Annotated in this window: 21 protein-coding genes; 7 read left to right on the top strand and 14 right to left on the bottom strand. The window is 37.1% G+C overall.

The window, feature by feature from the left end; translation table 11 throughout:
- Window positions 1-11: 11 nt before the first annotated feature.
- Window positions 12-428 (bottom strand): 2-amino-4-hydroxy-6-hydroxymethyldihydropteridine diphosphokinase, encoded by a 417-nt coding sequence (gene folK / locus KYG33_RS10820; RefSeq protein ID WP_077419072.1) that lies wholly within the window; start codon window positions 426-428, stop codon window positions 12-14.
- Between the two features lie 20 nt (window positions 429-448).
- Here folK and sppA point away from each other — a divergent pair, with 20 nt between their 5' ends.
- The gene (gene sppA / locus KYG33_RS10815; protein WP_047386490.1) at window positions 449-2206 is read left to right on the top strand and encodes a signal peptide peptidase SppA; all 1758 of its coding nucleotides are present in this window, start codon (window positions 449-451) and stop codon (window positions 2204-2206) included.
- A gap of 76 nt (window positions 2207-2282) precedes the next feature.
- Here sppA and KYG33_RS10810 read toward each other — a convergent pair whose 3' ends face one another.
- The 6 genes from KYG33_RS10810 to rpmB all read right to left on the bottom strand — a co-directional run bounded on the left by KYG33_RS10810 (window position 2283) and on the right by rpmB (window position 4745).
- A complete protein-coding gene (locus tag KYG33_RS10810; protein ID WP_077419074.1) occupies window positions 2283-2543 on the bottom strand; it encodes a GlsB/YeaQ/YmgE family stress response membrane protein in 261 nt (86 codons plus the stop codon).
- Between the two features lie 71 nt (window positions 2544-2614).
- Window positions 2615-3568 carry a signal recognition particle-docking protein FtsY gene (gene ftsY / locus KYG33_RS10805; protein ID WP_047386493.1) on the bottom strand — a complete coding sequence of 318 codons (954 nt, stop codon included), beginning with the start codon at window positions 3566-3568 and terminating at the stop codon, window positions 2615-2617.
- Window positions 3569-3583: 15 nt separating this feature from the next.
- Entirely contained in the window at window positions 3584-4051 is a 468-nt protein-coding gene (locus KYG33_RS10800; protein ID WP_077419075.1) for a RidA family protein, read from the bottom strand.
- An 89-nt stretch (window positions 4052-4140) separates the two neighbouring features.
- The gene (locus KYG33_RS10795; protein ID WP_073175385.1) at window positions 4141-4293 is read right to left on the bottom strand and encodes a DUF4295 domain-containing protein; all 153 of its coding nucleotides are present in this window, start codon (window positions 4291-4293) and stop codon (window positions 4141-4143) included.
- A 20-nt stretch (window positions 4294-4313) separates the two neighbouring features.
- Entirely contained in the window at window positions 4314-4496 is a 183-nt protein-coding gene (gene rpmG / locus KYG33_RS10790; protein WP_027373683.1) for a 50S ribosomal protein L33, read from the bottom strand.
- Window positions 4497-4502: 6 nt separating this feature from the next.
- Window positions 4503-4745, bottom strand: coding sequence for a 50S ribosomal protein L28 (gene rpmB / locus KYG33_RS10785; RefSeq protein ID WP_002976757.1), 243 nt, complete (start codon window positions 4743-4745; stop codon window positions 4503-4505).
- 243 nt (window positions 4746-4988) lie between these two features.
- On the opposite strand from rpmB, the gene KYG33_RS10780 reads away from it, so the two are divergent.
- Entirely contained in the window at window positions 4989-6698 is a 1710-nt protein-coding gene (locus KYG33_RS10780) for a T9SS type A sorting domain-containing protein (protein WP_257468989.1), read from the top strand.
- A 98-nt stretch (window positions 6699-6796) separates the two neighbouring features.
- On the opposite strand, the gene lnt is transcribed toward KYG33_RS10780, so the two are convergent.
- The gene (lnt, locus tag KYG33_RS10775; protein ID WP_219073210.1) at window positions 6797-8431 is read right to left on the bottom strand and encodes an apolipoprotein N-acyltransferase; all 1635 of its coding nucleotides are present in this window, start codon (window positions 8429-8431) and stop codon (window positions 6797-6799) included.
- A 56-nt stretch (window positions 8432-8487) separates the two neighbouring features.
- Here lnt and KYG33_RS10770 point away from each other — a divergent pair, with 56 nt between their 5' ends.
- On the top strand, window positions 8488-8901 hold the full coding sequence (locus KYG33_RS10770) for a VanZ family protein (protein ID WP_077419077.1): 414 nt from the start codon (window positions 8488-8490) through the stop codon (window positions 8899-8901).
- Here KYG33_RS10770 and proC read toward each other — a convergent pair.
- From proC to KYG33_RS10750, 4 genes are all read right to left on the bottom strand, one after another.
- Window positions 8891-9697, bottom strand: coding sequence for a pyrroline-5-carboxylate reductase (gene proC / locus KYG33_RS10765; protein ID WP_228408906.1), 807 nt, complete (start codon window positions 9695-9697; stop codon window positions 8891-8893). The genes KYG33_RS10770 and proC overlap by 11 nt on opposite strands.
- Before the next feature lie 317 nt (window positions 9698-10014).
- Complete coding sequence (gene murB, locus KYG33_RS10760; protein WP_077419078.1) at window positions 10015-11028, bottom strand: UDP-N-acetylmuramate dehydrogenase; 1014 nt, start codon at window positions 11026-11028, stop codon at window positions 10015-10017.
- Between the two features lie 3 nt (window positions 11029-11031).
- Window positions 11032-11517, bottom strand: coding sequence for a hypothetical protein (locus tag KYG33_RS10755; protein WP_077419079.1), 486 nt, complete (start codon window positions 11515-11517; stop codon window positions 11032-11034).
- Between the two features lie 10 nt (window positions 11518-11527).
- Window positions 11528-12733 (bottom strand): pyridoxal phosphate-dependent aminotransferase, encoded by a 1206-nt coding sequence (locus KYG33_RS10750; protein WP_077419080.1) that lies wholly within the window; start codon window positions 12731-12733, stop codon window positions 11528-11530.
- Window positions 12734-12959: 226 nt separating this feature from the next.
- Between KYG33_RS10750 and KYG33_RS10745 the strand changes: the two genes are divergently transcribed.
- The 4 genes from KYG33_RS10745 (at window position 12960) to KYG33_RS10730 (ending at window position 18791) form a co-directional block, all read left to right on the top strand.
- Window positions 12960-15551 (top strand): fibronectin type III domain-containing protein, encoded by a 2592-nt coding sequence (locus KYG33_RS10745; protein ID WP_219073209.1) that lies wholly within the window; start codon window positions 12960-12962, stop codon window positions 15549-15551.
- Between the two features lie 143 nt (window positions 15552-15694).
- Window positions 15695-16879 (top strand): hypothetical protein, encoded by a 1185-nt coding sequence (locus KYG33_RS10740; protein WP_219073208.1) that lies wholly within the window; start codon window positions 15695-15697, stop codon window positions 16877-16879.
- 10 nt (window positions 16880-16889) lie between these two features.
- Window positions 16890-18311 carry a hypothetical protein gene (locus KYG33_RS10735; RefSeq protein WP_219073207.1) on the top strand — a complete coding sequence of 474 codons (1422 nt, stop codon included), beginning with the start codon at window positions 16890-16892 and terminating at the stop codon, window positions 18309-18311.
- Between the two features lie 24 nt (window positions 18312-18335).
- Complete coding sequence (locus tag KYG33_RS10730) at window positions 18336-18791, top strand: DUF1801 domain-containing protein (RefSeq protein ID WP_077419084.1); 456 nt, start codon at window positions 18336-18338, stop codon at window positions 18789-18791.
- A gap of 254 nt (window positions 18792-19045) precedes the next feature.
- On the opposite strand, the gene KYG33_RS10725 is transcribed toward KYG33_RS10730, so the two are convergent.
- Together KYG33_RS10725 and KYG33_RS10720 are read right to left on the bottom strand one after the other, a co-directional pair.
- A complete protein-coding gene (locus KYG33_RS10725) occupies window positions 19046-20311 on the bottom strand; it encodes a TolC family protein (protein ID WP_219073206.1) in 1266 nt (421 codons plus the stop codon).
- On the bottom strand, window positions 20301-23396 hold the full coding sequence (locus KYG33_RS10720; RefSeq protein WP_219073205.1) for an efflux RND transporter permease subunit: 3096 nt from the start codon (window positions 23394-23396) through the stop codon (window positions 20301-20303). Before KYG33_RS10720 ends, KYG33_RS10725 begins: the two co-directional genes overlap by 11 nt.
- Window positions 23397-23409 lie beyond the last annotated feature (13 nt).

Below are 23409 nucleotides of genomic sequence, written 5' to 3'. Positions count from 1 at the left end.
TGTTTTATGTTTTAAATAAAATCTTTTAATAATACTCTGGAAAAATCCCTTTCAAAAAGATGCTTTTTATGAGGGATTTCTAATCTTTCTGATTGAAAATTTAATTCATTATACTTAATGATATCAATGTCTATTATCCTGTCAGTATAGCCTCCAGATACTTTTGAATCATTAATTCTTCCCATCTCAACTTCTATATTCTTAATACAATCAAGCAGTTGAATTGGTGAAAGAGGTGTGAATATTATTGCTGCAATATTACAAAAAATATTGGAACTGGCAAATTCTACAGGCTCAGACATTAAATATTCGCTGGTTTGTGAAATGTTATTTCCAGCATCTTTTAACCTCTTTAATGCAAGCTCTACATTTTTTTTTTGCTCTCCTAAGTTACTTCCTAGTAACAAAACGACCTTATGCTGCGACATATTAGAAAATTGATTGATTTATGAGAAGTTTCTTTAAAAATGTTTTGGCAAATATAGTGGCAATTGTCATACTTTGCGCTTTATTTTTCATCTTTTTCATCATGATGCTTGTGTTCAGTTCTATGGGAAATGATAAGTCGGTGGCGGTGAAAAAGAACTCGGTTCTTACGATTAATTTAAAAACAAATATAATCGATAGTCCTACTGAAGAGCAGATGGGATTGTTTGGTATAGGCGCCCAAAATAAAAGTGTCCTTTTATATGATGCACTGGAAGCTATTAATAAGGCTAAAACCGATGATAATATTAAAGGGATCAGTATTGAGGCAGATGATCTGAATGCAGGTCTGACTCAGATTGATGATCTTAGAAATGCTATTGAAGATTTTAAGAAGAGTGGAAAATTTGTGTATGCTTACGGAAACGGAGTGTCGCAATCAGCTTACTATTTAGGATCGGTAGCAGATAAATATTATCTTCATCCGGCAGGTGGTATTGAATTGAAAGGTCTTTCTACTGAAGTTACTTTCTTTAAGGATTTTGCTGATAAATACGGTATTGGAATTGAAGTGATTCGTCACGGTAAATTCAAATCTGCGGTAGAACCTTTTTTAAGGAATGATATTTCTCCGGAAAATAAAGAGCAGCTAAGCACTCTTCTGAATGACCTTTGGAAAAATACGTCCAACAAAATGGCAGCTTCAAGAAAAATTGATACCGCTCAGTTCAGAACAATTACAGATAGTTTATATGGAATGATTCCTGAACAAAGTTTAAAATATAAACTTGCAGATAAACTTATTCAGAAATCAGAATATGAAGATCTTCTTAAGACGAAGTTAAGTGTAAAAGATAAGGAAAAGCTTAATAAAATTTCTTTGACAAACTATATCAGTTCTTATGCTGATGAAGATAAATCTGGTGAAAAGATTGCTGTACTGTACGCTTCAGGATCTATTAACAATGGAGATGAGTATAACGATATTCATTCTGAGAAATATGTGAAGTATATTAAAAAACTTCAGGAAGATGATAAAGTGAAAGCAGTTGTTTTCAGAATCAACTCTCCTGGGGGAAGTGCCAATGCTTCGGATGAAATCTTATTTGAATTGCAGCAGCTGAAAAAGAAAAAGCCATTGGTGGTTTCTTTTGGTGATTATGCGGCTTCAGGAGGATATTATGTTGCCATGGCAGCTGATAAAATTTATTCAGAGCCTAATACACTTACCGGTTCTATCGGAGTATTTGGGGTAATGCCTTATTATAAAGATATAGCAAGCAAAAACGGAATCCGTGCGGATATTGTAGCTACCAATGCCAACTCTATGTATTATTCAGGCTTAAACGGAGTTACGCCTTATGGAGTAAATATGATGACGAGAAGTGTAGAAGGTACTTATAAGAGATTTGTACATTTTGTAACTCAGAACAGAAAGAAAACTTTTGAGCAGATTGACAATGTAGGTGGTGGTAGAGTATGGAGTGGAGTTCGTGCCAAAGAGATTGGCTTAGTAGATGAGCTGGGTACTTTGAATGATGCGGTGAAATTTGCTGCACAAAAAGCAGGATTAAAATCTTATCAAATAGATGCTTTCCCTAAGAGAATGTCACCATTTGAACAAATCTTTAAAGATCTGAATGAAGAAGATGTTTCTGCCAGAATCATTAAAAATAAGATTGGTAAATCCAACTATGAGATTCTACAGCAGATTACAGATAAAAAACTACAGTCTGAGGTGAAAATGGAAATGCCTTATCAGATCAGAATCAACAACTAAACTAAATTTTATATTGTATACAAAAATCCCGGATCTGAAATTTCAGATCCGGGATTTTATTTTTTATAAATACTTATCAGCTTTTCTTGGTAGCCATCCCATAAATCCATAGGATAATTAAAGCTCCTCCGATTGAAAGAATCCAGCTTCTTGGATTCCAGAATGAAGAAACATCTCCCCAGTGTAGAACGTAAACTCCTATAGCTCCTCCTACAAAAGCTCCCAGAATCCCCAGGATAATAGTGATTAGCCATCCTCCTCCCTGACTTCCTGGCATGATCATTTTAGCGATTGCACCTGCAATAAGACCGAATAAAATCCATGTTAGTATTCCCATAGTTGCAAATTTTTTTAATTGTTAATATTTAAAATTGATTGTTGCTAATATAAGGGAAAACATGATATAAATCATCTTTTCTTGAAGAATGAGTCTACAAATTCCGTACCATTAAAAAGCTGCAAATCCTGCATTTTTTCGCCTACACCAATATATTTAACCGGAATCTGGAACTGGTCAGAGATACCAATTACAACACCTCCTTTTGCTGTTCCGTCTAGTTTTGTAACTGCTAATGCATTAACTTCCGTTGCTGCTGTAAACTGTTTTGCCTGTTCAAAGGCATTCTGTCCGGTAGAACCGTCCAGAACCAGCAGGATCTCATGAGGTGCATCAGGAATTACTTTCTGCATTACTCTTTTGATCTTGGAAAGTTCGTTCATCAGGTTGATCTTGTTATGAAGTCTTCCTGCTGTATCAATGATCACAACGTCTGCATTTTGTGCTACAGCGCTTTGTACAGTATCAAATGCTACGGAAGCTGGATCAGAACCCATTTCCTGTTTTACGATAGGAACACCCACTCTTTCGCTCCAGATCACAAGCTGATCTACTGCAGCGGCTCTGAAGGTATCAGCAGCTCCAAGAACTACCTTTTTACCCTCTGATTTGAACTGGTGAGCCAATTTTCCTATAGTTGTTGTTTTTCCCACTCCATTCACTCCTACAACCATAATGACGTAAGGTTTTTTGGAGGTATCAATATTTCCTGTACTGGCGTGAGGATTTTCAAGCAGTAGTCCTGAAATCTCATCACGAAGAATTTTGTCAAGTTCGTTTACGCTTACATATTTGTCTCTGGCAACACGTTCTTCAATTCTTCCTATGATTTTGATAGTAGTAGAGGCGCCTACATCGGATGCAATCAGTATTTCTTCAAGATCATCAAGAACTTCATCATCTACTTTGCTTTTGCCGACTACGGCTTTTGTCATTTTTTCAAAGAATCCCTGACTGGATTTTTCCAATCCTTTGTCTAAAGTTTCTTTCTCTTCCTTTTTGAAAATATTTTTAAACCAACTCATAGTTTTAGTTTATTCTTATTTGTTTTTAATCACTGCTGTGGCTTCTACTTCTATAAGCACATCATCTCTGAAAAGCCTGCTCACTTCCACAAGGGTGCTTACAGGAGGGTTTTGAAGATTGACATACAAATCTCTGACTTTTCTGAAATCAGGTGTTTTTTTGATATCTGTGGTAAAGATTCCAAGTTTAATGATATCTTTTCCTGTTCCCCCATATTCTTTCAGGATGCTTTCGATATTTTTGAATACCTGCTGAGTCTGCTCCTCTATAGTATTTCCCACAAGGTTACCTTCCGGATCCAGAGGCACCTGTCCAGATAATAAAATCATTTTAGAACTCCCGCAGTCAATACTTACTGACTGTGACAGGCCTTTTATGCTGAAAACTTTTGGCGAACTTTTATATTCTACAGGGCTCATTGTTTTCTGACTGAATGAAAATAGAAAAATTGCTGTGCAAGCCAGAACAAGTACCTTTTTCATACTCTACTGATTATTAATCTGGTGCACAAAGATAACAAAAAAACTACCCAAAATATGAGTAGTTTTTTATATTGTAAACAAAGTACTGATTATTTTTTCAAATAACCGTCTACTTCGTCAGCATTCATTACTTTTTCTTCGAAAACGTAAGCTCCTGATTTAGAAGACTTAATCATTTTCACCACTTTTGTCATTTTCTTAGACTGACCGCTTTGTAGGGTTGCTACTACTTTCTTTGCCATGGTAAGTTATTATTTATAAATTACTTAATTTCTTTGTGAAGGGTAGATCTCTTAAGAACAGGATTGTATTTTTTCAATTCCAATCTCTCTGTAGTGTTCTTTTTATTTTTTGTAGAAATGTATCTAGACATTCCTGGCATACCGCTTTCTTTGTGCTCTGTACATTCAAGGATTACTTGAACTCTATTTCCTTTTTTTGCCATGATTTATTAATTCTTTTTAATCAATCCGTTTCTAGTAGCTCTTTCAATAGCTTCCTCGATTCCAATCTTGTTAATCACTCTCAATCCATGAGCTGATACTTTCAGTGTTACGTGCTTATCTTGCTCTGGAAGGTAAAACTTCTTCTCTAATAAGTTAATTTCAAAACGACGCTTCGTTTTGTTATTAGCGTGAGAAACGTTGTTACCAACCATTGCACGCTTTCCTGTTATTTGGCAAATTCTTGACATATCTCGATGTTCTTATTTGTATAATATTTGAGAGTGCAAAATAACGAAGAATTTTTTAGATAGACAAATCTTTTAGAAAATATTTGCAAATAAGTGACTGATTAATAATCATGAATTTTTAAAATAGTAGAATCCTTGGGATACAGCAGATAATCAGTGCTGATATATTTCATACAGGCTTTTTTTAGAGCAAAGAATTTAATATTCTATCTTTGTTTTTAATTAATCTAAATAAAAACAAATATGAAGAGGATTTATATTTTATGGTCTATGTTGCCTGTCAGTCTGATGGCTCAGAATTTTACTGAGGTACAGACCAGCATGAATAATTTTTATTATTCTGCGGCAGATATTGCTGATATAGACAACAATGGTACAATGGATATCGTGCTCAATGGAGCAATAGATTCTGATGGTGACGGAAATGTAGACAGTACTTATAATGAAGTATATCAGAACAATGGAACAACATTATTGCCTTATGCAGGATTGGGAGCTGATGTGACTCATCTTGGAGATATTAGATTTATTGATTATAATAATGACGGGCTGATGGATATTATTTCCACAGGACTCAGCTATATGGATGTTGTGAATTATAAACAGTACCGATTCAAAAATACAGGAACAGGTTTTGTAAAAGATGCTGAACTTCCCGGGAAAATTTATGGATCTGTAGAAGTTTTTGATTTTAATCACGATGGAAAATCAGATTATGCGATCAACGGAACTCAATATGCTCATGGCGGAGGTTTTGGAAACAGTTTAGACTATTATAAAAATACAGGTAATGGTTTTGATATGACAGGGAACTGGGTGGATGGAACCCAGAATGGAAGCTTTAAAGTAGTAGATCTGAATAATGATAAACTTCTGGATCTTGTGATTATCGGGTCGGATATCAATGGTGCTCCGGTTTCTAAAGTATATATGAATCAGGCAGGAGTTCTTACTCCTACGCAGGACCTTGCTCCTGTAGCGGTAGGAAAAATAGATTTTGCAGATTTCAATGCGGATGGTTTTCAGGATATTGTAGTGATTGGAAGAGATGGAAATGATGACGGATATTTTGCTGTTCTGATGAATGACGGTGCTGGCGTACTGACTCCTCAGATAATACCTGCAGGTGATATTTCTGATGTTGCATTAAGTGTTGGTGACCTTAATAATGATGGGTATTATGACTTTATCATTTCAGGAAATGAAGACTATAATGCTTTTGTGAAAACGTATATCTATGATGTTTCCAATAATAAGTTTAATGAAGGAATCTTAACGGGTATAACTGCGCTGGGAGGTCCGGGACTGATCAATCTATTTGATTTTAATAATGATCATCATCTGGATATCTTATTGGGAGGATTTGACTGGGCGGCTTCTGATCTGCCTTCACTGACTAAAGTTTTTAAAAATAATTCTACAGCTGAAAATGCGAAACCCACAGCGCCAACTCAATTGAATCTGACTAAAAACGGAAACCGGTTTAATTTTGCATGGAGTGGGGCATCTGATGACAAAACTCCGGTGAATGCATTACGCTATGAAATTACGGTAGGATCTACACAGGGAGCTCATGATATTGCAAAATACATAGTAACGACACCATCATGGTTTCTGGACCTTGATCCGGCTATTCAGAATGTATACTGGAGTGTGAAATCTATTGATGCCTCAAAAGTATATTCCGATGCTTCTGTACAAAGTGTATTGGGAACATCCGAAATTAAATCTGTTAAACAGCTTGTCATCTATCCGAATCCTGTATCAGATAAAGTCTACATCAAAGGAGAAAAAGTTTCTGAAGCTGAAATGTATTCTATGGATGGAAAAAAACTGAATATCAGTGTGAATGGAGATCAGTCTATTGACGTGTCCCATTTACCTAAAGGAGTGTATCTATTAAAACTGAAGATAAAAAACGAAATAACCACAAGGAAGCTTACGATTAAATAATTGAATCAATTCTATCTTCTATCAATGAGAAAAGCCAGACGTCCAGCTGGCTTTTCTCTTTTTTATTCGTGAAGATTTGTGCAGTTTGTGTTTAAAAACTATGCTTTCTTTGTTTTCTTTTTGAACCATTCAATAAGGTAATAAAACAGTAAGAACCCCAATGCAAATATGGAAAACCTTGAAAGAATATCTCCTGCTCTGGTATAGAATGTCTTGGTGTCATACAGGTTTACTTTCGCAAATAAAGCGGTTTTGTCTCCATAGAAAGTATCAGCAGTCACTTCTCCTTTAGCATTGATATGCGCTGAAATTCCACTGTTTGCAGCGCGGGCAATTTCTCTTCTGGTTTCAATGGCTCTAAGTTTAGCATAAGATAAAAGCTGTTTATGTCCTTCTGTAACACCCCACCAGGAATCATTGGTCATAATAGCTAAGAAATTGGCTCCTTTTTTCACATAGTCTGTTACAAACTCACCGTAAATACTTTCATAGCAGATAATAGGTGCCAGTTTCCCTTTGTTGTACGGATTTGAAAAAGCAACTCTTTCTTTGTCTGTTCCCAAAGAAGCTACAGTTCCTCCCAGGTTGAGCATAGCATTTCCTAAAAGCGGTTTTAAAACATTCATATAAGGAAATATTTCAACACCCGGTACCAGTTTTCCTTTGTGGTAGGCCTGTACTTTCTGATTCGGTACCAATTGAATCGCAGTATTATAACTGCTCACCCAAACCCCGCTATTAATCTGATAGGCTTCTTTAGGTAAATCGGCAGGATTATAAAAAAAACGATGTGAAGAAATTCCTGTTGCAAAAACAGATCCCGGATGATTGGCTAGAAATCCTTTGATATTATTGAGAAGTAAACTCTTTTCAAATGCTGTTTCAGAAATAGATCCTCTCCCCGGAAGAGCGGTTTCAGGAGCAATATAATAATCAATTTTACCTGTAGAGTTTTTTTCAGCAAGTGCTAATAAATCCTGCTCAATGGTCAGGCTGTCTTTTGAATATTTTTCGGCGTAAGGATCAAGATCCGGCTGCAGCATCAGAACGCTTACCTGTCCGGTTGGTTTTTCATCAAAATTATTGTATTTGATCACTGAAATAATCATCGGAAGAATAATAAGAGATCCAACGATAGTTGAATTTTTAATTAAATCTTTTCTCTTTCTTCCGGCTTCCCATGTTCTTACTGTGTAGAAAATCAGAACGTTAATCAGAAGAATCCAGAAACTTCCTCCGGTAGCTCCTAAAGTGTCATACCACTGGATCAGTTTTGGATAATCAGCGAATACATTCCCCAGGTTCAGCCACGGCCATGTCAACTCCCATCCTAGATGAAATTTTTCAAAACTCATCCAGATCGCGATCAGGAATCCTAATCCCCAATACGTTCCCTGAGCATTTTTATACCAGTGATAGCATTGGAATACTAAAGAATATAAAAGAGAATTGACTAATACCGGAAATACAACAGCCATCAGAGAATGGCTTCCATCAGGATTCTTTGAACCATACAGCCATCCTGTAGTTACTATGTTCCAGATCACAAAACACAGATAAGACAATCCGAAGACAATCCAGCTTTTCCTTTTGTAATCTGAAAATTTTGAAACACCATGTTCCATCATCAGAAGAGGAACAAGGGCAAAAAATATAAAAAACGGAACTCCATAAGTTGGCCATGAAACCGACAGCAGCATTGCTGAAATAAGTGTAAGTAGAACGTATTTCATTAAATTATTTTAATACACAAATTTAATGTTTTTGAAATGAATATATTAGCAGTTCAATGTTAAAGAAAATATATAAAATCATTATTGTTCCGTATACTCTGTTTCTGCTTTACCTGATGTTTTTGGGAATGGGCAGATTTCAGTATGAAGAAAATCTCCTTACTTTAGAACCTGTTTTTTCTACAATAAAATTTATCCAGGGCCCGAATAAGATGATAGATATTGTGATGATTGTTCTAGGAAATATTATCATGTTTATTCCTTTTGGGTTTTTGGGTTGGATTTTTCCTGACCTGAAAAAATTAAAACCATTGATTTTTAGCTTTATCTCATGTATCGTTATTGTTGAAGCTCTACAGTACTTTACAAGAATGGGAATCTTTGAGGTAGACGATATCATCCTGAATACATTTGGCGTGTATCTGGGATGGGAATTTTGCAGGATTTTTGAAAAAAGATTTAATTATTAAGTTCCTTGGCTCGTTTTTCGGCATTCAGAATCCCCTGTTTCAGAATTTCTTTTAAACTGCTGTCTTCAAATGTTTTTAAAGCAGCTTCTGTAGTTCCGCCTTTAGATGCTACATCGTTAATCAGTTCTTCAAGATTTTTTTCTGAGTTATTGATCAGGTGATAAGCTCCCAGCATCGTCTGCTTTACAAAAAGCTTAGAGAGATTTTCTTCAATTCCCATTTCAATGCCAGCCTTAATCATGGCATCAATGATGTAATAGAAATAAGCGGGACCACTTCCGGAAAGTGCTGTAACACCGTCTAAAAGTTCTTCTTCTTCCAGATAAACGGATCTTCCGGTGCTGTTCAGTAATCTTTCTATACTTATTAATTGAGTGAAAGAAATTCCTTCTGCGGCTGTATATCCCGTAATTCCCATTCCCAGAAGGGTAGGAGAGTTTGGCATTGCTCTTACAACAAGTGGATGGTTCAGTAATTTTTGAATTTTTTCAATATTGATTCCCGCCATGATGGATAATACCATCTGGTTTTCTTTTAAAGTAAATTGAATATTTTGGGCAACCGATTGAAAATCCTGAGGTTTTACAGCGATGATAATCAAATCAGAATCAATTTCCTTTACTTCTTCAAAGGTGGAAATTTTAGATTTGGGGAATTCTTCAGCTATTTTGGAGATTTTAGATTCATTTCTGATAATCAGATGCAGATGTTCAGGTTTGATCAGTTCGTATTTCAAAAATGATTTTGAAAAAGAAAGGCCCATATTTCCGGCTCCAAGAATAGCTATTTTCATCATGAGTTGTAATTTTTAAGCTAAAATAATGATTTTCCGGAGACTGGATGTGAATTGATTCTGAATTAATTTTGTTGGAAAACGCAAAGTCGCAAAGATTTTGAAAAACAGACTGTTTTTAAGACGCAGGAAAACCGAAGATTTTCAGCAAGCATGTAAATATTATAAAATCCTGTAGCAAAGATTATACGATATTTAATTTTATCGAAGATAAAATCTTTGCGCCTTAAAAGTTCAACATAAATTAAGGACTCTGCGCCTTCCAACAAATAGAAAAAAGCTGTACTCATCATGAATACAGCTTGTATGTTTTTTTTAGATTAAATAATATTCACTTCCCGTTCAAGCTCTATTCCGAATTTTTCTTTCACAGAATTGATAATTTCAGTAGAAAAGTCAAAAATTTCTTTTCCGGTAGCATTTCCTGTTGCATTGATGATGACCAGGGATTGCAGTTTGTGTGAAGCTACATTTCCAATCTGCTTTCCTTTCCAGCCGCATTGTTCAATCAGCCATCCTGCAGGAACCTTCACCATATCACCATTAGGGTAGCCTTGAATATTTTCAAACTTTCGTTTTAATTCTTCAAATTGAATTAAAGGAATAGTCGGGTTTTTGAAAAAGCTTCCGGCATTTCCGATTTCTTTAGGATTCGGCAGTTTGCTTTGTCTTATATTGATTACTGCTCTGGAAATATCCTGAATGGTAGGATTTTCAATGCCGAGATTTTCCAGTTCAGATTTGATAGCACCATATTCTGTTTTGATAGAATGGTCTTTCCGGGTAAGTTTAAAAGTGACTTCCAGAATAACATATCTGCCTTTTCCTTCCTGTTTGAAAATAGAGTCTCTGTAACCGAACCTGCACTGTTCAAGGTTGAATGTTGTAAGTTCAAGATTTTCCAGATCCAAGACTTTACAGTTGACAAAAATATCTTTGATTTCTGTCCCATAAGCCCCGATATTCTGCATCGGAGAAGTTCCTACATTTCCGGGAATTAAAGAAAGGTTTTCCAGCCCTCCAAAATTCTTTTGCAGGCAGTACATCACAAATTCATGCCAGTTTTCACCTGCTTTTGCGGTTACCAGTGCTTCATTTTCATTGACATTCTCTTCGGTAATTCCTTTTAAATTAAGTCTGATAGCCAGACCATCAAAATCTTTGGTAAGAAGAATGTTACTTCCTCCTCCCAAAAACAGAAGCTGAAGAGATTGGGTTTCCGAGAAAATAAGGGCCTCTTTTAATTCATCAATTGTATTGACCTCTGTAAAGTAGCGGGCTTTGGCTTCAACACCGAATGTGTTATAAGGTTTTAATGAAAAATTTTCCTGCATGTTTTATTTGTATTCTTGGGGAAGAATTTTGTCTAGTTGTTCTTTAAGTTGTTGTAGCTGTTTGTAATGTAAAGTATCCACATAAGCATTCACATAGATGTGTGATTTTTTCGGAGTTCGGATCTGGAAAGTTTCATCTGTTCCGTCTGCCGATTGCTGGCTGGGAGAACTTTTTATATGGTCAAGATCTACAATCCTTACCGATGAGATAAGCTGTTTCCATGTGTTGGAATTGATGGCAGACCCCCATTTTGTATGAGTTTGAGTGGCTGTCATTCCTTTTTCTGCAAAAACGGAATCTTTTGTGATTTTAATAATTCTGTAATTTCCAAGATGTCCTCCGATTTCGGATACACTGATGAAAGTAATCTCGTGCGGATTTTTGTGAGAAATAGTCTGTTCCGTTTTTTTGGAATCACAGGAAAAAAATGCCGACAGCAAAAGAATCGAAAACAGTATTTTCAGATAGAGTTTTTTTGTTGTCGGCATAGGATATATTTTACAGACTGAATTCTTCTCTGTACTTCTTTAAAGCTTCTTTAAGAATTTCAGCACTTCTTTTTAAATCTTCTTCTTTCAGAACGTAGGCAATTCTTACCTGTTTCTTTCCTAATTCCGGATCACTGTAGAATCCTCCTGCAGGAGCTACCATGATGGTTTCGTTGTTAAGAGCATATTTTTCAAGCAGCCACTGTGCAAATTTTTCAGTATCATCTACCGGAAGTTCAGCAACACAGTAGAAAGCTCCTCTTGGTTTTGGGCAGATAACTCCAGGAATAGCATTTAAAAGATCTACCAATACATTTCTTCTGTGGGTATATTCTTCTCTTACTGCTCTGATGTAAGCCCCATCATTCTGGTGTGCTGCTGTTGCTGCAATCTGTCCTAAAAGAACCGGGCTCAATCTCGCCTGTGCAAAAAGCATGGCAGCATTACGGATTTTGTTGGAACGGGTAACCATACATCCGATTCTTACTCCACACATAGAATAACGCTTGGATTCTGAATCTATGATGATACAGTTTTCACTCAGTTCAGGGAAATCAAACATTGAGATCTGTTGTTTTCCGTCATATACATATTCTCTGTATACTTCATCAGAAATGATTACGATATCATATTTCAAAGCAATGTCTGCAAGCTGCTGAAGCTCCTCACGGGTATACAGATATCCGGTAGGGTTTCCTGGGTTACAGATAATGATTGCTCTTGTTTTTTCTGTGATTTTTTTCTCGAATTCTTCAATAGGAGGCAGAGCAAAACCAGTATCAATAGTAGAAGATACCGCTACTACATTCACATCAAATGTGCTGGTGAAACCATTGTAGTTGGCATAGTAAGGCTCAGGAATAATCACTTCATCACCTTCGTCACATAAAGTAGAAATAGCAAAGTTCAGGGCTTCAGAACCTCCATTGGTAACAATGAAATTATCAGGGGTAAGATCTGAAAAACCTAATGAATGATAATATTCTGTAAGGGCTTTTCTGTATTCTATATTTCCTTCAGAAAGTGCATATTCCAATACTTTTAAATCGATGTTTTTTAAAGCATTTAAAGCTGTTTCCGGAGTTTCAATATCAGGCTGTCCAATATTAAGGTGGTATACTTTTATTCCTTTCTGTTTTGCTTGTAATGCAAAGGGAACCAGTTTTCTTACCGGCGATGGCGGCATATGCAGCGCTCTGTTTGAAATATTCGGCATTGTTCAAAAAATTTGTATGACAAAAATAGGATTTAATTTCTCAATAATAAAATTAAGAATCAATAAGAAGGTGTTTCATTAAGTTTCACACTGTATTTAAAATCTGCTTATTTTAATGATGTTTAATATTAATTTTTCATGCATTTTTAATAAAGTTTAAGATTTTAGTAAAAATAATATTTTCATATTGTTATTTTTACTAAATTTCGCCTCAAATGTGATCAAAATGGCAATAAATTTATTTTCTAGAGTGGTACCTGCTATCGCTCTCTTCTCAGCCAGTGTACTAATGGCTCAAAATTATCAAACCATGCCGATTGCTTCAGGCTTAACAGCTGATGTAATTGCAAACGGTATAGGTTCTTCAACAATTACTACAAATAATGACGTAGACGGAGTTTCTTACGCTTTTGTAGCTAAAGATTTTCAGCTGACATCCACAAGTGCTGCTATTACGTATGGTATTCCTGTTGACGGAACTGTTAATTCTGTAGTGGCGGCAACTCCCGGATTGAAGTTTCAGTTAGCAGATTTGAATGTTAACAATTCTTTGAGATTGGCTGCTGTAAATGATAACGGGACCTTGGCATTTACAACCGCCAAACCCGTTACCAAACTGTATATGCTTGCTGTAAGCGGAAGTGGTACTTCTACAGTAAGTGCAGTGGTAAATTTTACAGATGGCAGTTCGCAGACATTTTCAAGTATCAGTCTTGCAGACTGGTATAATGGATCTAATTTTGCCATCCAGGGGATAGGAAGGGTTAAAAAGCCAGGAGCTACTCCTGCAGCTGGTGATGATGTTCCTTCTCCTGAGGGCGGAACGAACCCAAGATTATATCAGATTGAACTGGCAATAGATGCTGCGAATCAGGCAAAACCAATACAAAGTGTAACGGTTACCAAAACCACTGGTTCAGGTTTACCGAATATCTTTGCTTTTTCAGCAGATGTCTATTCAGACTGTGCACCTCCCGTATTACAGGCGGTTTCTGGAATAACAGCTAATTCTGCTTTAGTTTCATGGACGGGCAATGCTGCCAGTTATGATGTATACCACAGTACTTCAAACACAACACCTGCGGGTTCAGTAACGCCTACTTATCCGGGGGTAACAGGTACAAGTACAACTATTGGTGGTCTTAATTCAAATACAACGTATTATTATTGGGTAAGAAGCAACTGTAATACTGCAACAAGCCAAAGTGTATGGTCTTTTGTTGGAACATTTAAAACAGCTTGTTCTACTTTTACGGTTCCCTATACAGAGAACTTTGATACAACAAGTACAGGCTCCAGCACTAATACGAATGCGCCAAGCTGTTGGGCATATCTTGAAAGTGCATCATTTGCAGGGTATGGATATGTAACGACATCAAATAACTATTCAGCACCCAATGCATATTACATGACTAATTCAAGTGCTACTACTGGTAGTCAAATGCTGGTTGCGCCTCCAACTGTAAACCTTTCAGATGGTACTAAACGTGTAAGATTCTATGCAAAAGCCGGAGGAAACAATTATACATTATTAGTAGGAACATTATCAAACCCTACGGATCCTGCTTCCTTTACACAAATAGGTTCTCCTATTGCTTTGACAACTACTCATACACAATATACGGTTAACATACCTGTAGGTTCTGATTTACAATTAGCATTTAAACATGGTTTAGGAGGTTCTTCACGTTCTATTTATATTGATAATATTACCGTTCAGAATATTCCTTCTTGTTTTGAACCAACTGCAGTTACATCATCAAATGTAGCAGCGAACACAGCAACGATCGGTTGGACGGAACCATCTCCAGTTCCTGCAGGCGGATACGAAGTTTATTACAGCACAAACAGCACTGCGCCGGATGTATCTACTGTTTTAAATGCTACAAACTCTGTAACTTCTACAACAGCTTCTGCACCGTTAAGCGGACTGCAGCCCTCTACAACATATTATGCATGGGTAAGATCCAGCTGTAGTGCATCTGATAAGAGTATCTGGAGTACTTCTACATCATTTACAACTCTTTGTGTACCAATAACTACACTGCCTTGGAGTGAAAATTTTGATGCAATGGCAACTATAGGTTCTGCAATCATTCCGAACTGCTGGACACAAACTCCGGGAGGAAGTTCATCTACTTATAACTTTACCTCAGCAAATGCTTCTCAGCAGGCTTATAATGATCCTAAATCTGCTCCGAATTATGTAACGATCTATTATCCATATAGCAATGCTGCTTATTTATGGACACCTACATTTACTTTAACTGCAGGAAGTTCGTATGATTTTACATTCTACTGGGTAGGAGATGGCTATTCAGGTTGGCAGAATGAAGTATTGGTAAACAACGGACAAACAGCGACTGGAGCAACTAGCTTATCAACATTTATTACGGCTGATCAAACAGCTGCAGGGGGAGGTAATAGTGCTAATTATACTAAAGTTACCGTTACCTATATCCCAACGGCTACTGGTGACTATTCATTTGGAATTAAAGCTTTGAATACAACAACAGATCCGTACTATATGGGATTTGATGATTTCTCTCTTACACAGTCTAATTTAGCTACTGCTGAAACATCTGTTAAGAAAAAAGAAGTGAATGTATATCCTAACCCTTTCAAAGATGTTCTGCATGTTGCTGATATCAAAAATGTTAAATATGTAACGGTTACAGATGTAGCAGGAAGAGTAGTGAAAACTATTGACAATCCAACTACAGAACTTCAGTTAGGTGAGTTGAATACCGGTCTTTACTTAGTGACAATGAACTTTAAAGATGGTTCAAAATCAACAGTAAAGGCAATTAAAAAATAAAATTTTTTGAGTTAATAATTTCTGTAGGCAGTTGCATTGATGTGGCTGCCTTTTTTATGATCTATTTCATAATAACTGGACAATTTATTCTTAAAAAATGTTGATGAAATTATTATACATTTGCATCGAAAACTATAACATCCATGAATAAATTTAAACTACTTTTTTTAATACCATTATTTTATTCCGAATTTTCGCAGGCTCAACGAATTGATAAAGAAACAATCAGTTTTCAGCTTTTGAAAGAACCGATTTTTCCTACAGATCTTTCCAGCAGAAACTATACGATTACGGTAAAATCTCCTTATAATATTACTAAAGATGATGTTGTAAGACTTTCAAAAGAAGATCATCAGAAAAAGGTAGATAATTATCAGGCAAACGTTGAAAATGCCAAGTACGAACACGGAGAAAGATTAAAGGATTATGATGCTGAAGTAAAAAAACTTCAGGAAAAGTACAAACTTGAATCCGCAGAATACAGCAAACTATCAGCGGTTGAAAAAATTGCGGCAACTAACGGAGCGCCTACACTGAGATTACCTTCAAGACCTATCCTTAATATTCCTCCGGTTCCGGTGTATCAGCAGCCAGACCTGAGAGACGCTTTAATTGTAGATAATAAGATTCTGGCTTCCCAAATGGATGTAACAGGTTTTTCAAAAGGAGGAAACTATCTTGACATTGTGATTGAAATGGAACGAACAAACTTTCAGGACAATCAAGGGAAAACTTTTGCCAATCAGCCTACAAGGATTATCGCAAAACAAGATGGAGCTGTAAAACTGGATAAGACCTATTTCTCCGATTTTTCGGAAATAGCAAGTGTTCCAACCAACGAAATTAATCTGAATGCTCAGGAAAAAAGATATCTTCAGAGAACGATAGACCGTACAAGGAATATTATCAATGAAAATTTTGGGTATCAGACCATCAATTCTACGGTGACCCTGGCCACTGTAAAGAACAAAGGAGAGTATGACGATTTGGAAAAAGCCTACATCTACGTGACAACCAATCTGAAAAAACTTCAGGCAAAGTCAGAGTATGCTCCAAACAAAATAGCGATGGAAAATATGCAGAAAGGAATTGATCTTTGGAAAAGCAGTCTGACGAAAGTGAATTACAGTGATAAGAAAGCGCTTTATAACCAAAAAATCGGGGAGTATGTTTATTTTAACCTGATCAGATTGAATATCGCTTTAGGAAACTATCAGGAAGCAGAGAAATATTTAAATGAGTTACAGGAACATTTAGTAGATATTAAACTATCCTACGACGCTAATCTTGAACTGAAAAGATTAGAAGAAAAAATTTATAATAACTAACGAAAACTATATGATTAAACAGATTATTGCTTCGGCATTAATTACAGCTTCTGTGTACGCGTATGCACAGACGAAAGTGACTGAAGGAACAAAATTTACAGTGGATGCCAATCTTGAAACGGATGATAAACTGGTGTTAGTAGATGATTACAATTCTTATATGTTCAGCGCAATCAATATCGACGGGCTGATGAGAAATGTTTTTCCCCACAAGAAATTACTGATGAGAAAATTGGATCAGAACGGAAGTCTTGTAGATACTTATGTGAAAGATTACGCCAACAAAACGAATGGAGTACTTCACAATTATTTGGGATCACAGCAGATAGATGATGATAAGTTTATAGCATTTACGGAAGAGTATTTTGGAAAAGAAAACCGAAAAGAAGTCTTTCAGCATGTTTTCAGTAGAAAAGAAGGTACTTTTACAACAAAGAGTATTGCAAAATACAGTATTGAATCTACCAATAGATCAGGAACTACTTACGTACTTTTCTCAGAAAACGGGAAATATGCAGCCATCTTCAATGACCGGTTTGCCAACAAAAAAACGGATAATGTGAACGATGTTCTGGTAATGGATCTGAGAACCCTTTCTCCGGTTTGGAACAAAGAAATTACATTGAGTAATGATTATGTTGAAAAATCTTTTACATTGACCAACTCAGCGAAAATCGTTGTACTGCGTAAAGCTGCAGGCTGGAAGGAATCTTATAAGCTGGAACTGGTTTCCAACACTGAAGATAAAGACCTTCCATTTGATGATAAATATATCCCTGAGAAACTATATGCATTCAGTAAAAACGATAATGACTATCTGGTAACTTTTGGAAGGAAAAATGCAGCGGTTACTATTGGCGCAAGTACTTTTGGAACAGTAATGTACTATGATATGAAATCTGGAAAAGCGGTCATCAGCAATACCAATTTAGCAGGAAGTAAAGACATGAACGATGTAAAGGTCATCAAAACCATTGTGAAAGGAGATGAAACTTTAATGGCTGTTCAGCAGGAGACTGTGACAAGACCAATGCCTACAACAATGAATCGTTTCCCTGATCCTGTATATTCTCTGGATGCCGGAATGCTGATCAAATTTAATAAAGAAGGGGAAGTAAAGCAATTTGTTGCAGCAGGAACTTCTACAGGAAAAAGAATTCATCTCGTTGAAGCCGGAGACAAACTTTATATTTCTGCTTTCTATCCTAAAGGAGCATTCGGAAACACAGGATTTTCTATGAAAGTTTTTGATTTTGCCAATCTGAAACCTCAGGAAGTAAGCCTTGATTATAAAGGACGAAATTTCTTCCAGAACTATGGTTTTGCAGATGGAAATATGATTCAGTACGTTCCGAATGTAAACAAAATGATGTTCCTTCAAAAGAGTAGTAAAGACGTTCAGATGTTCAGTGTGTACAATTTTATAAAATAATCGTATTTTAGAAAAAATTAAAATATGCAGATTCAGTCAGTTTCCATAGAAGATTATATCTCAAAGATTCCTGAAGAAAGACAGGAGTCTTTTAAAAAGCTTTTTGATACGGTGAATGATAACCTTCCGAAAGGTTTTGAAGAAGCTACGAATTATGGGATGATAGGTTGGGTAGTTCCTTTGGCAACTTTTCCTGCCGGATATCACTGTGCACCGGGAACACCGCTGCCATTCATCAATCTGGCTTCCCAGAAGAATTTTATAGCACTCTATCATATGGGACTGTATTCAAAGCCGGAACTTCTGGATTGGTTCGTAGGAGAATATCCAAAATATTCCAAAAAGAAACTCGATATGGGGAAATCCTGTATCCGCTTCAAAAAAGTGGATGATATTCCTTTTGAACTGATTGCCGAGCTGAGCCGGAAAATGACTCCCGATGACTGGATCGGAATTTATGAATCTCAGTATAAAAGATAAAAAAGAGCCCTTAAATCTATTTGATTTAAGGGCTCTTTTTTATGCTGGAAGCTGGAGGTTTGAAGCTGGAAGTCATATTTGTGTTTTTAGAATCACTGATCGTAAATGTTGGAAGCTGGAAGTTATATTTGTGTTTTAAAGCGACCGATTGTCATTCCTTGATGAGCATTCTGAATATTAAAAAGTTAATAAAATTGATATATAGTTATTCATCGGCTTCCGGAAACTTCCATCATCCAGCTTCCCTCTTCCAGCTAAAAATGTATATCCCAGATCCCAGCCTTCCTTTCAAGTTCTATCAAAGCGGCTGCATTATCTGCAAGGGCCTGGTAATACTCTTTTCTTACGTTGTTATACGTTCTCTGGGCATTCAGAACTTCAAGGATAGAGCTTTCCCCTCTTTTGTAGCTGTAGGTAATTCCTGCCAAAATACTTTGTGCTTCAGAAAGCATTCCGTTATGAAATTGTCTGAGCTGTTTTTGCGTTGCTGTATATTGCTGATAAGCCTGCATTACTTCAGCCTTTATGCCTTGTTCGATCTGTTTGTATTCAACCTCAGCCTGGGAATGTGCCATTTCTGCTATTTTCAATCCTGCATTTCTTCTGTTGGAAAACTTCAAAGGAATACTAATACCCATTTTTACAGCATTTACGGTTGGAGATGGAGCAATTTCATTAGTCGCTTCGGTATGTCGTTCTGCTCCGGCACTGATGCCTAAATCTATCATACGATTGGCTTTTTCCAGATTGATCTGACTTTTGGCAACTTCTGTATTTTGTTTGGCTGCCAATAAATCTGCTCTTTCGTTTAACGCCTGAAGAATCAGATCATCAATACTGAAATCTCTGTTGAAGGCATTAAAATCCCCGGCAACATCTCTTCCTGCTATTTTGCTGTCTCCAAGAAATACTGATAAACTGGTGAGAGCCTGTTCTTCTGCACTTTCAGCCTGATATACTTCATTGAGCAAAGAAGCCGCTTCCAGCTTACTCTGTTTGGACGTAACTAATGATATAGTTCCCAATTTGTAACGGATACTGTCGGATTTTGCCAGCTGCTGCATATTTTCATAAGAATCCTGCTGTACCTCAAGCAAAGCTTTGGATTTTAGAGCATCAATATATCCTAAGCTGGCATCTGCACGGAGATTCCTGAAAAAATCCTGCAATTGTATTTTGCTTAGCTCAGATTGGTTTCTGGCGAGATTAACCCGGGCTTTTCTTTTGCCGCCAAGTTCAAGTGTCCAGCCAATGGAAGCTCCATATACATACCCCATATTCTGCTTCACTCCGTTATTGGCAGTTTCCATTTCCAGTTGAGGATCAGGAAACATACTGGCAGTCTGGATGGAAGCTTCAGCCATACTTACATTGTATTTCTGGGAAGCATATCCAAGATTTTTATTTCCAACAAGACTCAGGTAGTCTTCAAATTGTAAAAGTTCTTTTTCCTGTGCCTTCATACCTGTTATACTCAACAATACTACAGATAATATGATAATATGAACTTTAATTTTCATCTGATTCTAAATTTTGTTTTTCATTACGTCGTTCAGCCATAAAATAAATAGCCGGAAGCACGAATAGTGTTAAAATAGTAGAGAACATCAACCCATAGACAATTACTGTTGCCAGTGGACGTTGTACATCAGAACCGATTCCTGTAGCCAATGAGGCAGGGAATAATCCGATTACTGCAACCGTTGCCGTCATCAGTACAGGTCTGAAGCGGTCTTTTGCTCCTTTGATGGCAGCTTGTTTCAGCTCATATCCTTTCTTACGCAGATCGTTGATATGAGAAATCATAATGACTCCGTTCTGAATGGCAACTCCGAAGAGTGCGATGAATCCTACTGCAGAAGACACATTCAGAGACATTCCCCGGATATTGAGTGCCAGCATTCCGCCAAATAAAGCTAACGGAACAATTGACATCAGAACCAAAGCCTGTCTGAAATCTCCAAATGCACCATACAGCAACAAAAACATAATTGCCAATGCCAGCGGGACAATAAATGCTAACCTTGAATACGCTCTGTTTTGATTTTCAAACTGCCCACCCCATTTGATCTGGTATTTCTCATGATCATATTTGATGTCTTTTTCAATTTTATCCTGTGCTTTTTTCAGGAAAGAAGAAAGATCGGTACCTCTTAAATTCAGTTTTACGGTAAGGTGGCGTTTGTTCATTTCTCTGGTAATGGTACTTTCACCTGTACTTAATTTTACTTCTGCCACCTGAGAAAGTGGAATTTTCGCTCCGGAAGCTGAGGTCAGCATTAGGTTTCCTATTTTGTCAGGAGTGTCACGGCTGTCTTCCGTATAACGGCAGGAAATATCATATACTTTATTACCAATAAAGATCTGGGAAATTGCTTTTCCTCCCAATGCCACTTCAATAAGGTCGGCAACATCTGCTACATTCAGTCCATACTGAGCAATCTTGTCTCTGTCTGCAATAATCTGCAGCTGAGGTAATGGTGGTTCCTGATCAATGGCAAGATCTGCTGAACCCGGAATTGTATTTAGGGTTGATAATACATTTTCTGCAATACGCCTTGTTTCCTTAAAATCTTCTCCATACACCTTTACCACCAGTTCACTATGAGCCCCTGAGATTTTATCCATTACTCCGTCAATCATAGGTTGTGAAAAACCTACGGTGAATCCCGGCATATTTTTATAATCTGCTGCCAATTCTTTGATGAGATCTGCTTTTGTTTTCCCGGCCGGCCATTCGCTGTAAGGTTTTATCCCGATAGAGACTTCAAAGTGTGAGGCAGTCCACGGATCTGTACCATCATCATTACGGCCTGCCTGAATCATCATATAAGTAATTTCAGGATGTTTCAGAGTACGGACACGCAGCGTATCACTCATTTCTTTTGATTGGGCTAAAGAAATTCCGGGAGGTAACTGTACCTGCAGCCATATAGAGCCTTCATCCAGTTCGGGAAGAAAGTCTTTTCCTACATGATAGGAGAGGATTCCGGCAGATACGAGAACAATCATAATAGGGATGATAACTCTTTTAGGAGTCTGCATTATTTTTTCAATGCTCTTTCCATAAGCAGTGCTTAGTTTTTCCAGCCATTTATTGTGATAAATCTTCTGTGGTTTTCGATAGATCACGTAAGCCAATCCAGGGATCAGAAGCAAGGCTACAGCAAGTGCTCCCAATAGGGCATATCCAACAGTAAAAGCCATAGGGGTAAATAATTTTTTTTCTACTCTTTCAAACGCAAACAAAGGCAGATAGGCAGTAATGATAATAATGGTTGAAAAGAAAATAGGCTTTGCTACTTCAATTACTCTTTGGGTGATTGTTTTTTCTTCCAGTACTTCTTCCGGGTTTTCTTCTCTTTTCCTCAGAATGGTTTCCAGCATAACGATTGCTCCGTCTACAATGATCCCAAAATCAATGGCTCCCAGTGAAAGAAGGTTGGCAGGAATATTCGTAAAATGCATCAGTATAAAAGCAAATAATAAAGAAAGCGGAATAGTTATCGCCACCAGTAATGCTCCCCGCCAGCTTCCAAGAAATACAATCAGTACGATAATAACCAATACAATTCCTTCAGTAAGCGTATGAGAAACTGTAGTGAGTGTTGTTTTTACAAGGTCTGTTCTGTCCAGAAAAGGATGAATCTTTACTCCGGGTGGCAGTGTTTCGTTATTCAGTTCTTCGATCGCTTCATGTACTCCTTCCAACACCTGTGAAGGATTTTGCCCTCTTAATAAAAGGACAATACCTTCTACGCTTTCAGAATAATTACGTTTTTGGTCTGTGTAGCCCAGAATTCCTTTTCTTTCCAGGTTTCCGTATTTTAATGTTCCTACATCATTCAAAAAAACAGGAACGCCATTTTGGGTTTTGACTACAATTTTTCCAAGATCATTTAAGTCTTTTACCAAACCTATTCCGCGGATGACATAAGCGAGGTTTCCGCGGGAAAGCATACTCCCTCCGGCACTCACATTGTTTTTGGAGATTGTTTCGGTAACTTCTGACAGAGATAATCCGTATTGTTCAAGCTTATGGGGATCAAGTTCGATCTGGAACTGCGTGGTAATTCCTCCAAAATTGGTAACATCAGCAATTCCTGAAATCTGTTTAATGCGTGGGATGATCACAAATGTTTGTAAATCCGTCAATTCCCGCAGACTGTGGTTGTTACTTTCGATTATGTAACGGTATACTTCTCCAATGGGAGAGGTGAGGGGATCTAACCCTGGTTGTGCATCGTAAGGAAGCTCCACATCCGTCAGTCTTTCCTGAATACGCTGTCTTGCCCAGTAATCGTCTATCCCATCATCGAAAACCATTGTAATAATGGACAGTCCAAAAGTACTTTTGCTTCTCATCACATGCATTCCGGGAAGTCCGTTCAGAGATCTTTCCAAAGGAATGGTGATTTGCTGTTCTACTTCTTCAGCGGCCAGTCCCGGAACCTGTGTTACCACCTGCGAGGTTACATCAGCAATATCAGGATAGGCTTCTATGGATAGTCTGGTCCAGGAATAATACCCGAAGAATCCCAGTAAAAGAAAGAGAGCAAGCATCAGCCATCTCTTCTGTATAGAGATTGTTAATAATTTCTTCATAGTTTTTGATTTC

The sequence above is a fragment of the Chryseobacterium sp. D764 genome (genome assembly GCF_019317325.1).
Classification (GTDB): Bacteria; Bacteroidota; Bacteroidia; order Flavobacteriales; family Weeksellaceae; genus Chryseobacterium.
The sequence above is the reverse complement of the archived record's forward strand: the minus strand, read 5'-3'. Positions and strand labels throughout refer to the sequence as shown.

Excerpts from the sequence above, each read along its gene's own strand:
- folK (WP_077419072.1), bottom strand. The coding sequence starts at position 428 with ATGTCGCAGCATAAGGTCGTTTTGTTACTAGGAAGTAACTTAGGAGAG.
- sppA (WP_047386490.1), top strand. The coding sequence starts at position 449 with ATGAGAAGTTTCTTTAAAAATGTTTTGGCAAATATAGTGGCAATTGTC.
- KYG33_RS10810 (WP_077419074.1), bottom strand. The coding sequence starts at position 2,543 with ATGGGAATACTAACATGGATTTTATTCGGTCTTATTGCAGGTGCAATC.
- ftsY (WP_047386493.1), bottom strand. The coding sequence starts at position 3,568 with ATGAGTTGGTTTAAAAATATTTTCAAAAAGGAAGAGAAAGAAACTTTA.
- KYG33_RS10800 (WP_077419075.1), bottom strand. The coding sequence starts at position 4,051 with ATGAAAAAGGTACTTGTTCTGGCTTGCACAGCAATTTTTCTATTTTCA.
- KYG33_RS10795 (WP_073175385.1), bottom strand. The coding sequence starts at position 4,293 with ATGGCAAAGAAAGTAGTAGCAACCCTACAAAGCGGTCAGTCTAAGAAA.
- rpmG (WP_027373683.1), bottom strand. The coding sequence starts at position 4,496 with ATGGCAAAAAAAGGAAATAGAGTTCAAGTAATCCTTGAATGTACAGAG.
- rpmB (WP_002976757.1), bottom strand. The coding sequence starts at position 4,745 with ATGTCAAGAATTTGCCAAATAACAGGAAAGCGTGCAATGGTTGGTAAC.
- KYG33_RS10780 (WP_257468989.1), top strand. The coding sequence starts at position 4,989 with ATGAAGAGGATTTATATTTTATGGTCTATGTTGCCTGTCAGTCTGATG.
- lnt (WP_219073210.1), bottom strand. The coding sequence starts at position 8,431 with ATGAAATACGTTCTACTTACACTTATTTCAGCAATGCTGCTGTCGGTT.
- KYG33_RS10770 (WP_077419077.1), top strand. The coding sequence starts at position 8,488 with ATGTTAAAGAAAATATATAAAATCATTATTGTTCCGTATACTCTGTTT.
- proC (WP_228408906.1), bottom strand. The coding sequence starts at position 9,697 with ATGATGAAAATAGCTATTCTTGGAGCCGGAAATATGGGCCTTTCTTTT.
- murB (WP_077419078.1), bottom strand. The coding sequence starts at position 11,028 with ATGCAGGAAAATTTTTCATTAAAACCTTATAACACATTCGGTGTTGAA.
- KYG33_RS10755 (WP_077419079.1), bottom strand. The coding sequence starts at position 11,517 with ATGCCGACAACAAAAAAACTCTATCTGAAAATACTGTTTTCGATTCTT.
- KYG33_RS10750 (WP_077419080.1), bottom strand. The coding sequence starts at position 12,733 with ATGCCGAATATTTCAAACAGAGCGCTGCATATGCCGCCATCGCCGGTA.
- KYG33_RS10745 (WP_219073209.1), top strand. The coding sequence starts at position 12,960 with ATGGCAATAAATTTATTTTCTAGAGTGGTACCTGCTATCGCTCTCTTC.
- KYG33_RS10740 (WP_219073208.1), top strand. The coding sequence starts at position 15,695 with ATGAATAAATTTAAACTACTTTTTTTAATACCATTATTTTATTCCGAA.
- KYG33_RS10735 (WP_219073207.1), top strand. The coding sequence starts at position 16,890 with ATGATTAAACAGATTATTGCTTCGGCATTAATTACAGCTTCTGTGTAC.
- KYG33_RS10730 (WP_077419084.1), top strand. The coding sequence starts at position 18,336 with ATGCAGATTCAGTCAGTTTCCATAGAAGATTATATCTCAAAGATTCCT.
- KYG33_RS10725 (WP_219073206.1), bottom strand. The coding sequence starts at position 20,311 with ATGAAAATTAAAGTTCATATTATCATATTATCTGTAGTATTGTTGAGT.
- KYG33_RS10720 (WP_219073205.1), bottom strand. The coding sequence starts at position 23,396 with ATGAAGAAATTATTAACAATCTCTATACAGAAGAGATGGCTGATGCTT.